10 protein-coding genes and 1 riboswitch are annotated in these 13190 nt (G+C 41.2%); of the genes, 7 read left to right on the top strand and 3 right to left on the bottom strand.

Going from position 1 to position 13190, the window contains the following annotated elements; all coding sequences use genetic code 11:
• Positions 1-8: 8 nt before the first annotated feature.
• The gene (locus E5N72_RS01990; RefSeq protein ID WP_135923013.1) at positions 9-623 is read left to right on the top strand and encodes a PQ-loop domain-containing transporter; all 615 of its coding nucleotides are present in this window, start codon (positions 9-11) and stop codon (positions 621-623) included.
• A gap of 53 nt (positions 624-676) precedes the next feature.
• Here E5N72_RS01990 and E5N72_RS01985 read toward each other — a convergent pair whose 3' ends face one another.
• On the bottom strand, positions 677-3187 hold the full coding sequence (locus tag E5N72_RS01985) for a zinc-dependent metalloprotease (protein WP_135923012.1): 2511 nt from the start codon (positions 3185-3187) through the stop codon (positions 677-679).
• A gap of 263 nt (positions 3188-3450) precedes the next feature.
• On the opposite strand from E5N72_RS01985, the gene E5N72_RS01980 reads away from it, so the two are divergent.
• The 5 genes from E5N72_RS01980 to E5N72_RS01960 all read left to right on the top strand — a co-directional run bounded on the left by E5N72_RS01980 (position 3451) and on the right by E5N72_RS01960 (position 11487).
• On the top strand, positions 3451-4623 hold the full coding sequence (locus tag E5N72_RS01980) for an efflux RND transporter periplasmic adaptor subunit (protein WP_135923011.1): 1173 nt from the start codon (positions 3451-3453) through the stop codon (positions 4621-4623).
• A 9-nt stretch (positions 4624-4632) separates the two neighbouring features.
• Positions 4633-7770, top strand: coding sequence for an efflux RND transporter permease subunit (locus E5N72_RS01975; RefSeq protein ID WP_135923010.1), 3138 nt, complete (start codon positions 4633-4635; stop codon positions 7768-7770).
• A gap of 131 nt (positions 7771-7901) precedes the next feature.
• Positions 7902-7986: riboswitch (cyclic di-GMP riboswitch) on the top strand.
• 109 nt (positions 7987-8095) lie between these two features.
• Entirely contained in the window at positions 8096-8665 is a 570-nt protein-coding gene (locus tag E5N72_RS01970) for a chitin-binding protein (protein WP_135923009.1), read from the top strand.
• Between the two features lie 275 nt (positions 8666-8940).
• The gene (locus E5N72_RS01965; protein ID WP_135923008.1) at positions 8941-11019 is read left to right on the top strand and encodes a S9 family peptidase; all 2079 of its coding nucleotides are present in this window, start codon (positions 8941-8943) and stop codon (positions 11017-11019) included.
• A gap of 66 nt (positions 11020-11085) precedes the next feature.
• Positions 11086-11487, top strand: a complete 402-nt coding sequence (locus E5N72_RS01960) for a hypothetical protein (protein WP_135923007.1) — start codon at positions 11086-11088, stop codon at positions 11485-11487.
• Positions 11488-11529: 42 nt separating this feature from the next.
• Here the strand turns inward: E5N72_RS01960 and E5N72_RS01955 are convergent, their stop codons facing one another.
• Positions 11530-12003, bottom strand: a complete 474-nt coding sequence (locus E5N72_RS01955) for a Dps family protein (RefSeq protein WP_054552310.1) — start codon at positions 12001-12003, stop codon at positions 11530-11532.
• 366 nt (positions 12004-12369) lie between these two features.
• Here E5N72_RS01955 and E5N72_RS01950 point away from each other — a divergent pair, with 366 nt between their 5' ends.
• On the top strand, positions 12370-12579 hold the full coding sequence (locus E5N72_RS01950; protein ID WP_054562952.1) for a hypothetical protein: 210 nt from the start codon (positions 12370-12372) through the stop codon (positions 12577-12579).
• Positions 12580-12583: 4 nt separating this feature from the next.
• Here E5N72_RS01950 and E5N72_RS01945 read toward each other — a convergent pair whose 3' ends face one another.
• Complete coding sequence (locus tag E5N72_RS01945) at positions 12584-13189, bottom strand: alpha/beta hydrolase (protein ID WP_135923006.1); 606 nt, start codon at positions 13187-13189, stop codon at positions 12584-12586.
• Between the last annotated feature and the right edge of the window lies 1 nt (position 13190).

Raw genomic sequence — 13190 nt, 5'->3', positions numbered from 1 at the left:
GGTCTATTTTGGCGCATTTTTTGCCGGTTATTTCATGCTTTATTTTGGCGTTTAGCTTTTATCCGCTTTTAAATAAAATCCGTAAAAATCGCAGTGTGTCGGGCGTTTCGTTATTAATGATGAGCTTTGGTGTTGCGCAAAGCGTGTATTTCATTACTTATAATCTGTTCTTTCAGCGCTTTTATATGGCACTACCATTTATTGTTACTGGTACGCTAAGCGCACTGATCCTTTACTACTTTGCTCGCTATAACGCAGCTCGTGCGCAGCGGTTACAATTGGTTGGATTGCTATTGCTGTCGATGATCCCTTTTTCTTTATTACTTAGCCCATCTCTTGAAACTGCAACAGTACTCAATTGGCTAACCTATGTGGGGTTAGTCATGAGCTCTATTCGTGTTATGCCGCAGACTTATAAAACCATCAAAAGTGGTGATATTAGTAATTTAAGCGCCCGCTACTTTAGCCTGCAATTTGTTGCTGGAAGCTGCGGCCTCGCTGCCGAGCTCGCTATGGCGACACCGAGCGTGTCTCACATACTGACCTTTGTAATGATATTACTGACTAATGCCGCACAACTAGGATGTATTCAGTATTATAAATCACGCCCGGCAATGGCTTAAATTATGTAAAAACAAAAGGCTGCCAATTGGCAGCCTTTTTTGTGTTGCTTTGCTTATGCTTCGAGGGCTTTACTAATTAAGCGATCGATATATTGCTTATGTGCTTTAGCTGCGGTGTCTGCACCCCATGGCACGCTCATATCAGCAATTTGATTTAACTGATAAAGCGCAGCCGCTTTGGCTAGATTGTCGTGCTTACTCGCTTTACCTAAACCAGCAATCGCGATTAGCTGATTCACATATTCAACTTGTAGATTGTGACTTAAGGTATTTGCTTTTTTGCTGTCTACAAAAATGCTTGCTGTTAAGTCATTCATAAATTGGTTAAGTGAATACTCGTTGCCATACATAGCGCTATCTGAAATACGCAGCATGACAGCCGGGTGTAATAACTGAGCAAGTACCAGCTTTTGCATGCCTAAAATCATGCCATGTGGTTTAGGGTCTTCGTTTTTACCATAATGGTTAAAACCACGACGTTGTTGTAGCAGGTAGTTATAAAGCGGCTGCATGCTAGCAAGCACATTTGGTGAGAACACTTTGTCAGCTAAAATTTGCATTGCATGTTGCTGACGCTCAAGTGGCACTGGCGTAAATGGTGCGCCATTTTTGTCATCGCCCACCACATTTCGCTCTACATAAACACCACCAATTTGACGAGATACTACGCCAGCTTGTGTGCGGTAGCTTCTAAATAAAATGTTGGCTGAGGTAACAAGTTGTTGGTATGACTCACCATCAACAGTGGCTTTGTCTTTAAGCTCAGTAAACAGCTTATTGATAAGCTCCATACGATCATCAGCATAAGCGGCAGGGTTAGATGACATATCGCCAATCATCACACGAGGGTCGATATGACGCCCAGGAGCACGCATGTCATCAGCATCATTACCAAAAGCTAAAGCGTGCTCAGATGAACGAGCGAGAATTTTTTCAAGGCGCTGTTGTTCGGCATCTTTATCAGCTAAAGCTGGGCTATAGCCGTATTCAATCGCCCAGTCGTCATAAGGGCCAGGTTTTGTTTGGAATATATCACCTTGCTGCATGCCAATAGGGGCAATGTTTGCTGGTGCATAATCCATCACCGAGCCAGTTACGATACCTTGGGTTTTACTTTTATCGTGAACTTCTTTTTCATCCCACAAAATTGACGATTTCATATTGTGGTTAAGGCCAAGGGTATGACCTACTTCGTGTAACACCAGTTGAGTTAAGCCTTGGCGTAAAATTTCTTTGTCTTCAATGCTTGCACCTGTGCCTAAGCCTTTAGCAAGTATCATGTTTTCTTGAATACTGTGACCCAGTGAACAATGCAGTTCTGAGGTGCTTGGGCTGCTTTGAAGTGTTGCTGCACCTTGCGTGTATAAGGTGTCGTACATCCAGCGGTTTTTCATGAAAACATACTCTAACATGATGTCAGAGCCTAAGATCTCACCGGTTAATGGGTTCGCAAGAGCAGGGCCATAACCGCCAAATGGAGGGCGTGGTGATGCAGTCCAGCGCAATACATTGTAGTTAATATCGCCAGCATCCCAATCAGCGTCATCAGGTTGTATTTTTACTTCGATAGCATTTTTAAAGCCTGCTTTTTCAAATGAGCTGTTCCAAGCTAATACTGCATCACGAATAGTATCTCGCCACTCAACTGGCGTAGTATTTTCAATCCACCAAGTAATTGGTTTAACTGGTTCAGAAAGTGCGGCTGATGGGTCTTTCTTCTGTAGGTCCCAGCGCTTGATTACATCTTCATACGGTGCCCAGTCTGCAGATGTCATATTATCGAATTGATTGGTGAAATAACCAATTCGTGCATCATCTAAACGTGGTTGATAGTTGTTGCTTGGCAGTGCGACAAATGAGTGTTGTACTTTAATTGATACATTACGTGGATCGCTTACTGCACTTGAGCCACGTACTTTTGGCTCGGCATTAGTAAACACGTAATCAACAACAACATCGAGATTATTTGGGTAAGGGCGTTGCGTGGTGATGCGTGATTTTTTGTCGTCTAATTTTCCAAGTTTAAAGCGTTTGCTAGCATCTTTATCTTTTGGATTTACCCAAGGTGATACCTTATGCAGTGCTTCACTTAAAAAAAGCTTATCAACGTTAAATGCTATTTTGCCGTTTTCTTCTTTTTCAATTTTAATACTAGCAAGTACAGCTTCGCTTATGTTGGCATCGGCAGCGCGAGCAAGCGCTGAGTTTTCGTCAAATTTGTAGCGAGGAGTTTTACTTACAATATCAATACGGTCAAAATATTTACGAAATTCAATTAATTTTGTTTCACGGTATGCCCCTCTGAAATGACCCGCATCTGTAACACCTTCAACTGTGTGGGCAAAGTATACAAAGGGTGTATCAAGCTGAGATTGGTCTATAACCATTAGGTTATTACCGGTCTTGTCATCTTGGTAGAGAGTAAAGATACCAGCATATTCACTTTTATCTTTGATCATTTCGGCAAGTGTTTCTGGCTTTTTTTCTTCTTTTTTAGCTGCAATAGCATGGCCATTCATGGCAAGCGCTAGGCTTAATGCCAAAGCAATATTTGTTATTTTCATTCTAATTGTTCCTTTAATTATTTCTCAAATCAGTTTAATGAAATAAACCCATGATAAAAGGTTATTTGTTAACAAGTGTAAGGGGTGCTTTGTAATTCTTTGATATTATTTTACTTTTGTTTGTAACAAATTGTTCTTAATTGGCGTTTTTTAAATTTGTTGCCAATTTTGCCTGTTTTGTAACAGTTACTTACAAATGTCACATTAATGTTTCTGTCAGCTTTGGTATGATATGGGCAGTTAAAATATTAAAGGTGTAAGTTATGAGCACGAGATTACTAAAATGGATATTGCCAATCGTTGCTTTAGCGGTCGGTATTATTGGCTTTATGGGAATCAATGCTATTGCCCAAGAACCAAAAGACAAGGAAGTGGTAGATGTTCGACCTCTTGTCCAAGTTGAACCTGTTGCCAGCGATGATCATCAAGTGGTTATTAATAGCTACGGTGAAGTGAAGCCACTTGAAAGTACATTATTGGCATCGCAAGTCGCAGGCGAAGTGACCAGTTGGCATCCAAACTTTGTACCCGGTGGAATTGTCGCTCGTGGTGAAGTGTTATTCACTATCGAGAAAGACAACTACGAAGCCGCTGTACTTCAAGCTGAAGCATCATTAGCAAGTGCTCAAGCAGCTCTGATTGAAGAGCAAGCACAAGCTAAAGTTGCATTGGATGAGGCAAGACGCTATCCAGAGCGCGAGCGCACGGACTTATTCTTACGTAAACCTCAAGTTTTAAGCGCGCAAGCAGCTGTTAAATCAGCGCAAGCAGCACTTAAACGTGCTGAGCGTGACCTTGCGCGTTGTGAAGTGAGAGCACCTTACGATGCGTTAGTGATCAGCCGTGAAATTGGTGTCGGTCAATACATAAATGTAGGTAGCCAGGTTGCTGAGCTAAATAACATTGAAAGTGCAGAAATCATCGTACCAATTGCTGGCTTTGACAGCGTGTTTTTACCTAAGCGCTTAAAAGGCGTTAAAGCGACCATTATCAATAAAGGCTTAAACAGCTTTACTCGTGAAGCAGAGATTGACCGCGATCTAGGCGTTGTAGATAACGCGACACGTATGAGCAACTTAGTGGTTCGTGTTGAAGACCCATACGGTTTAAAGCATGACGTACAACCAATTAAATTTGGTGCTTATGTACAAGTTAACTTTGCGGGTGCCATGTTACAAAATATCTATCGTTTACCGCAGTCTTTGGTAAATAACCAAACAGTGTGGATTGTAAATGATGAGAATAAACTTGAACCACGAAAAGTAACTGTAGTGCGTGAAGAAGGTGAGTACTTCTACATTAGTGATGGCCTTGAAGTGAATGACCAGCTTGTTCTTACTTTACCTGAGTACCCTCAAGCGGGTATGGAAGTAAAGATTGCTGGTATGAAAGAAATGACAAGCGATGCAGAAACTGCAGCGGTTGAAAAGCTTTAAGGTAACACTATGACTGATACAAACACAGAAAAGCAGTCAGGCCTGATAGCCTATTTTGCTAATAACTCGGTCGCTGCTAACTTAATGATGGTGTTTATCATCATCATGGGGATCATTAGTTATTTCACCATTCAGCGCCAGATGTTCCCGAATGTTGAAATTAACTATATTGAGGTGCAGGCGAATTATCCGGGTGCATCACCACAAGAAATAGAAGAAAGTATTCTGATCAAAATTGAAGAGTCACTAAAAGATGTTACCGAAATTAAGCGCGGTGTTTACCGCTCGTTTCGAAATAGTGGCCGTGCCAGTCTTGAGATAAACACAGATGCTGAGCTCACTGATGTGCTCGACAAAGTGAAGTTACGCGTCGACAGTATTGCCACGTTCCCTGCGGGAATGGAGCCTGTCACCATTAGTCAGGTTGAATTTCGTCAAGACGTGATTGGTATGACGCTCGTTGGTGATATTCCGCTGACAGAGTTAAAGCCTGTAGCAAATCAAATTGAAGATGAGTTGCTGCAATTATCAAACGTATCGCTGGTGCAAAACGATGTGCCGTTAGATGAAATAGCGATTGAAATTGACCCAGACTCACTGCGCCAATACAACTTAACGTTAAGTGATGTAGCTGGTGCTGTTCGTCGTTATTCAGCCAACATCTCTGCCGGCCAATTACGCACTGATGCAGGTATTATCTCTGTTCGTGTTGAAAACCAATATTACAGTGGTGAAGAGTTCCGCCAAATTCCAGTCAAGGTGGGGGCTAATGGTGCGAAGGTATTGTTGCAAGATATCGCTGTAATTAAAGATCAATTTATTGAAGGTGAACGCTACTTTAAATTTAACGGCGAAAATGCGGTTTATTTGTCTGTAAAAGCAACCAAAGAACAAAACATGATCCCGGTTGCAGATTCAGTGAAAGCGTATATTGATAAGAAAAACAAAGAGCTGCCTGCGGGCTTGCGTCTTGAACCTCTTATGGATATGACCTATTACCTTAACGCACGTTTAGACATGATGAAAACCAACCTAATTCAAGGGGCTATCTTGGTTGCCATTATGTTGTCTATCTTCTTACGCTTTAAGTTAGCGCTTTGGGTAATGATTGGTTTACCTGTGTGTTTCTTGGGCGCAATGATGATGATGCCATTATTTGGTATCAGTATTAATATCGTGTCGTTATTTGCATTCATTATGGTGCTGGGGATCGTGGTCGACGATGCCATAGTCATAGGGGAAAGCGCCTACACCGAAATTGAGAAAAAAGGCGGTGGTGTTGTCAATGTAGTGAATGGTGCAAAACGTGTTGCTACCCCAGCTACATTTGGTGTACTGACTACGATTGCTGTGTTTGCACCGTTTACATTATCAAGCGGGCCAGAAAGTGCATTTTTCTTTGGTATCGCGGTGGTGGTTATTCTGTGTCTAATATTCAGCTTGATTGAGTCGAAGCTTATATTACCTGCTCATATCGCCCACACTAAATTTCCGCCTATTAATCCAAACAGCTGGCGTGCTCGTTTTAATAAGCGCTTTTTTAAGTTTGTAAATGGTCCTTATAAAGCATTTATCGTACGTTGTGTTGAATGGCGCTGGCTTGTTTTATTTTCTTTTGTGGGCTTATTAATTATGACGTTTGGTTTGATTTCATCAAATCAAGTGCGTGTTGTTCCAACCCCAAAAGTACCGCATGATTTCCCGCAAATTCGTTTAGAAATGAATGAAAATGCGTCGGATATTCAAACCATTAACGCAATTCGAGAAATTGAAGCGATGGTGGTTAATGTTGATAAAGAAACCGAGCGTGAATTTGGTCAAAAACTTATTCGTGACATTTTAGTCTTTAACCAAGGGCGTACTGAAGCGCAGCTTTTAGCGCCACTTGTTGATGAAGATCTTCGTCCATACAACGCATTTGAATTATCTCGTCGCTGGCGTGAGCAAATGCCAAGTATTGCCGGTGTCAAATCATTACAAATTTACGATGATGTGAATGGTGGCGGCATGGATGGTGAGTTTGGCTACTTACTGTATGGGCCTGACATCGATACATTGAACGAGGCAGGTCGTCGCTTTATTCAATTACTGCAACAGCAAAAAGGCTTATTTGATATTAGCTCGACCATCGACCCGGCGAGCAAAGAAGTGCAATTAAGCTTAAAACCTGTGGCATATGATTTAGGGTTAGATCTTGCCAATATCGCAAACCAAGTTGGCGCAAGCTTCTACGGTGGTGAAGCGCAACGTGTTATTCGCCGTGGCGAAGAAGTGCGCGTAATGGTGCGTTACCCTAAACTGACACGTGAAGCATTTGCATCTCTTAAACATGCAGTAATTACAACACCTGAAGGTAAAGAAGTACTATTAGGTGATGTTGTAGAGCTGACTGAAAAGCCAGGTATTAGCTATATTCGCCGCGAAGGAGGTTATCGAACTGTGTATATTTATGGCAGTATCGATGAAGAAGCGATTGAGCCAGGCGAAGTCGTTAAGCAAGTTAAAGAGACTCTGTTACCGCAACTCAAAGAAGAGTATCCATCAGTTAAAACTGAGCTAGGTGGCTCAATTGAAGAGCAGCAAGCACAAGCTAATGAGCAAATTATGTTCTTCATTGGTGGTATGATTTTAGTGTATATCTTGCTTGCAGTACCGCTTAAGAGCTATTCGCAACCACTCATTGTAATGTCGGTTATTCCATTTAGCTTAACCGGTGCAATTTGGGGTCACTTATGGTTTGGTCTAGACATTAGTTTAATGTCGGGCTTTGGCTTAATCGCTGCTGCAGGGGTGGTGATCAACGACTCACTGGTCATGACTGACTTTGTAAACCAAGCGCGTCGCGAAGGGCTTTCTACACGTGAAGCAGTTATAGAAGCAGGGTGTGCACGTTTTAGAGCAATCACACTGACTTCAATTACGACCTTTGCCGGTGTATTACCAATTATGTTTGAAACCAGCTTACAAGCTAAGTTCGTAATTCCAATGGCAGTAGCACTTGGTTTTGCGGTAATGTTCGCAACCTTAATTACATTAGTACTTGTTCCATGTTTGTACATTGTGATGAGTGATGTGGGCAATGGTGTTCTTAATATCTTCCGTGCAGGTTATAGAGTGGTTACCAGAACTAAGCCAGCTCATAATTAGTACAGACTAGCTATTTAAAAGCCAACCAAACGGTTGGCTTTTTTGTTACTAAAATATAGTAACTATTTGCTATATATAATGTTTGATTACATTCTTTTGTTTGATTTGTTTTCTGGTCGCGATTATACTCATTTTGTTTTTGGCAAACTAACTGAAAGGTTAGGACGCAAAGTTTCCGGTCTAAGGTTTTAAGACTATGATAGCGGGACCGCTGATAAGCACATAATCTACGTGCTTTGGTTCTTTTGCCTCAAACTTTACATAAATATTTTGTTCGATTGTTACTATAGTACCTATTCGTTGCTCTTAGGGTGATATTTTGTTTATGCATACGTCAATGGCCTCTGGAAGATGGTTGCCAATTGGTTGCTTAAATCATCATACCCAACTTTTTGTTGGTGATAAGGTGATAGTGACCTTTTATGACATGCAAGGAGAGCTAGTCGATTTATCATTCGAATATGCAATTGTGAGCTCAGATGATGGAGAGCCTCATAATTGGCCTCGCTCTGTGGCTGAACATATTAATGTGCATATTCCGTTGGTTAAAGCGGGCAAAATGACAGAGCAAGGTTTGGTGGTTGCATACCGTTCAAACCAAATTTATGCCCTAGAAGGTTCGGGTATAACACATGTAAAAGTGGCGTTTAATTGCATCGCTAAATGTGAAGAGCGAGTACAAGATAGATTAAACGAGTATGACTATGTCTACCCACAAGCATGCAATGATTACAATGCAGGTGTAAAAGTACTTCAACCTAAAACGGGTCATATTTACATGTGCAAGCCATGGCCGTTTAGTGAATTTTGCCGTGTTAAAGATTCACATAACCCACTCTTTGAACCGGGAGTTGGGAAAAGTTGGGCTATGGCGTGGCAGCAAGTGTCACATTAACAGTTTCCCCCTAAATGCTATTTTAGCATTGCTTAGCCCACTCAATTTGAGTGGGCTTTTTTAATACCAACCCGCAATAATACTTAATCATTTTGAGGGATTAAACCTGTCGCTAACTGCGTTAAAAATTTCTCATTTAGAACAACTAAATAACGAAATTTTTGCCTTGTTATCAACGAGGTTTTATTGCCTCAAAATAGACTGCTTAATTAAGCTGATTGGTATAATTCTGTGATAAACTGCCAGCAATTCGTTTTTTATTTTGGTTTTTTCTTGTGTCGTCAAATTCGTATTCTTTGTCTTTATTAGCGCATCCTCCTGTTGCAAAAAAACAGCCTCAGCAATTAACTACACATCAACTGACGCGCACCGATAATTATTATTGGATGCGTGATGATGAGCGTGAAAATGAGGATGTATTAGCGCACCTAAATGCCGAAAACGATTATTGCGACAAGCAACTAGCAGACATAAAACCTCTGCGCGAACAATTGTTTAATGAGTTAAAAGACCGTATTGTAAAAGACGACAACACGGTACCTGTGAAAGATGGTCAGTATTGGTATCACTCAGAAGTACGTGGCGATGATGAATATGCGCGCCATTATCGCAGCAGCTCAATAGAAGCGCGCGATAAGCACTTGTTGTTAGATGTAAATCAATTAGCCGGCGATTACGAATTTTATGAGTTGGGCGAAGTGGCTATTAGCCCTGACGAACAGCTACTTGCTTACTCAGAAGACACCGAAGGTCGCCGTATATATACCGTGCGTTTTAAAAATATTGCCAATGGTGAGATGTTTAGTGATGTTATCGAAAACACCGAAGGTCAAGTGGTATGGGCTAATGACAGTAAAACCGTTTTTTATGTGAAAAAAGACTTACAAACTTTGTTGGGTTTTCAGGTTTACCGCCATGTTTTAGGCACCTCGCAAGCTGATGACGTATTGGTTTATGAAGAACAAGATAAAAGCTTCTTCATGGGGCTTGGCAAAAGCCGCGATGAAAGCCTTATCATTATTGACCTTGCGACCACAGAAACAAACGATACTTGGGTGCTAGATGCTAATAACCCAGAGGGGGAGTTTAGCGCTTTAATGCCACGCGAAGAAGGCCATGAGTTCGATGTCGATAAGCTAGGTGATACCTTTTACATTGTGACTAACTGGCAAGCGAAAAACTTTCGCTTAATGACTGCGACACAAAGTACCGTTGGCGATAAAAGTCTTTGGCAAGAACATACCCCGCATCGCGAAAACGTGTTGTTAGAAGGGGTTGAGATATTCGATGACTACCTTATCCTCACTGAGCGAGAGCTTGGCCAAACACGTTTTGTGGTAGTTAATCAGCACGATCAGCGCCTTACTTTAGAGTTTGATGATCCTTGTTATTATGCTGCAATTGCAATGAACCCAGAGCCGAATGTGAGCACTGCACGCATTTACTATTCGAGCTTAACAACGCCGGGTTCTTTGTATGATGTCGATTTAAAAACCGGGAACAAAACCTTATTAAAGCAACAGCAAGTACTCGGCGAGTTTGACCCGCAAAACTACCGTTCAGAGCGTTTAATGATCACCGCGAGAGATGGCGAAAAAGTACCGGTGTCTTTGGTTTATCGTATTGATAAATTTAATAAAGATGGCACTAACCCACTACTGCAATATGGCTATGGTGCGTACGGAATTACCATCGATCCTAGCTTTTCAAGCAGCTCATTAAGTTTGCTAGACCGTGGCTTTGTTTATGCGATTGCGCATATTCGTGGTGGCGAAATGCTAGGCCGTCACTGGTATGAACAAGGTAAAAAGCAATATAAACAAAACAGCTTTAGTGACTTTATTGATGTTACGCGTGCTCTTACTACGCTAGGCTATGCACACCCAGAAAAAGTATTTGCCTCTGGTGGTAGTGCTGGAGGGTTACTGATGGGGGCTGTAGTAAATCAAGCTCCTGAGCTTTATTTAGGTATCGGTTGTCATGTGCCATTTTTAGATGTGCTAACCACTATGCTTGATGAGAGTATTCCTCTTACTACGAATGAATATGACGAGTGGGGCAATCCAAATGACCCTGCGTTTTATGATGTGATTCAGGCATATTCGCCGTACGATAATATTAAGCCGCAGGACTACCCTAATATTCTCGTAACTACCGGCTTTCATGACTCTCAAGTGCAATACTGGGAGCCAATGAAGTGGGTGGCAAAACTGCGTGAATTTAAAACTGATGACAACATTTTGGTGTTTAAAACCGATATGGATGCAGGCCATGGCGGCGCATCTGGTCGTTTTAAAAGCCTTGAGGAAAAGGCATTAGAAATGGCGTTTTTTATTGCTTTATTACCGAATTAAGGCTTAGATAAATAAGTAAATAACGCTTATAAGCGTAAACTTAAGTTGTATTTCAAAGGGGTAAGCATGTTTAAAGCCCATGGTGATTGGCGCTATTTTGTTGAGCCGCCAGTGATTTATGTGGAAATGAGCGGCAGCTTTAACAAAGAGGCGGTTGCTTCATTTAGCATTGAAGTCGGTCAAGAAATCATGAAATACCCTGAACAATCAATTCAGTATGCGGTAGTGAATTTGGAGCAATTTGAATTAGCGACGGCTGATAGTATTGAGATTGCAAAGGCTTACTTTCAGGCCGTAAAAGCGCGGGGCTACAAACGTGTTGATTATATTAAAGCAAATATCATTGCCCGCAATTTGTTAGAGGTCGTTTGGTCGGGGGTAGAAATGGATATTTATTTTCATCCAGATGCCGAGAGTCTTTTTCAAGCAAGGCCCGAGTACGAAAATTTAAGAAAGTGGTTAAAGTAAAAAAGCCCTCAATTGAGGGCTTTTTAGTCTCTGTTCTAAACATTAACCAAGGTAAGCTTTTAACATCCAAACAAGTTTCTCTTGTTCTTTAATGTAGTCACCCATCAATGATGCTGTACCTTCGTCGTCCGCATCACCTGCTTGCGCTAAGATTTCACGCTGCATCTGAATAAGCGTGCTGTAACCCGCTAAAAGATTTTCAACAGCAGCAGTACCTTCAGTGATATTTTTAGCTTCACTGATCTTGCTTGCTTCAATGTACTCAGAGAATGCATGCACAGGTGTACCACCTAAGGTTAAAATACGCTCTGCAATCTCATCTACTTTCTCAAGTAGTAAGTTATAAATTTCTTCAAATTTAAGGTGTAATTCAAAAAAGTTTCGACCTTTGATATTCCAATGAAAACCACGTGCGTTCATGTATTGAATTTGGTAGCAGCTTAGTAAAGAGTTTAGTGAATTTACGATGTCTTCACTTTTTGCGCTGTTTAAACCAATTGCATTTACCTGTGACATAGATTGCTCCTTAAAAAAACCGTTAATTGTTTACTTGCTAGTGCTTGGTGTTAAGTATTAGCCATCTTGGTTAATCTGTAAAATGGTTTAATTCGAACACCGTGATAGGTTTTAGCTATCAAAGGCGGTTTTTACCCGCTAGTGCACTATCAACATAACATTGAATTACCTGTTATATAGACTTGGGGCAACTGAGCAAAAAATCTACCTTATTTTGCAGATATGCAAAAATTAAGCAGAAAGTATGATCTAAAACAAAGTTTGTATTAGCTGATAAACACGCCGATTTAGAACTTGATTTAGGTCAAAAAAGCAACGAAATAGAAGCGCATAATGACCTTACCGCATTTAATCAGGAGAATAAAAATGGACGGTAAAACAGTTAAAGAAAGTAAAGCTGAAATAGTTGTTGTAGTGATTGCATTACTTGCATTTGTTATCGGTTTAGTAGGTCATTTAGCCGGCGCTAGCTTCGCAAACTTTGATACCTTTGGTTACATTGCTGCACCAGTACCACTGATTTTAGGGATCATTGTATTAATCTCCTACAAAGTGGCTGCAAGTGCTGAAGATTAAAGTATCACTCACTTTGATTTATAAGCTTAATAATGTAATCCATCACTTGGCGTGAGTAGATCATACTGGTGTGACTCAAATGAAACACCTTATGTTCTGCCATGCCATTGAGTTTGGTTTCATCTATCAAAACTGTACCATCAGAGACACTGCCTTTAGCAATCAGTGGCATTAGCCCTATTGGTAAGTCACCAGCAATACTATAAAGCTTGGCATTAAACGGCCAATCGCCATTCTCAGATAATAAAAACTCCACGCTATTTTTTAACAGCATTTCAAAGCCCTTTTGCTGCATTTGCTTAGCAATATGACTGCCTTTATGCGGGGTGCCTAAGGTGATCACCTTTTCGACATGGCGACTTTGAAGAGAATTGGCCTCTAAGTAAGCGCGAGCAACCAAGCCGCCCATAGAATGGCAAACCAAGGCGGTTGGCTTACCATTAATAAAGCGATCAATCTTATCGAAAATTGCCGCTCTATCGGGGGAGAGTGTATTGTAGGTCAAATTGAGTATTTTAAGCCCTGACTTTTCGAGACGCGCACACAGAGGGCGCATCACAAAGCCTGACATATAAAGTCCGTGTAATACTACAACCTGCCTAATTGCCATC

The organism is Pseudoalteromonas sp. MEBiC 03607 (assembly GCF_004792295.1).
In the GTDB taxonomy this organism is placed as follows: Bacteria; Pseudomonadota; Gammaproteobacteria; order Enterobacterales; family Alteromonadaceae; genus Pseudoalteromonas; species Pseudoalteromonas lipolytica_C.
This window is presented reverse-complemented; position numbering and strand designations above follow the sequence as displayed.

Coding starts and splice junctions, on each gene's coding strand:
- E5N72_RS01950 (WP_054562952.1), top strand. CDS start 12,370: ATGGACGGTAAAACAGTTAAAGAAAGTAAAGCTGAAATAGTTGTTGTA.
- E5N72_RS01975 (WP_135923010.1), top strand. CDS start 4,633: ATGACTGATACAAACACAGAAAAGCAGTCAGGCCTGATAGCCTATTTT.
- E5N72_RS01980 (WP_135923011.1), top strand. CDS start 3,451: ATGAGCACGAGATTACTAAAATGGATATTGCCAATCGTTGCTTTAGCG.
- E5N72_RS01945 (WP_135923006.1), bottom strand. CDS start 13,189: ATGGCAATTAGGCAGGTTGTAGTATTACACGGACTTTATATGTCAGGC.
- E5N72_RS01960 (WP_135923007.1), top strand. CDS start 11,086: ATGTTTAAAGCCCATGGTGATTGGCGCTATTTTGTTGAGCCGCCAGTG.
- E5N72_RS01985 (WP_135923012.1), bottom strand. CDS start 3,187: ATGAAAATAACAAATATTGCTTTGGCATTAAGCCTAGCGCTTGCCATG.
- E5N72_RS01970 (WP_135923009.1), top strand. CDS start 8,096: ATGCATACGTCAATGGCCTCTGGAAGATGGTTGCCAATTGGTTGCTTA.
- E5N72_RS01955 (WP_054552310.1), bottom strand. CDS start 12,003: ATGTCACAGGTAAATGCAATTGGTTTAAACAGCGCAAAAAGTGAAGAC.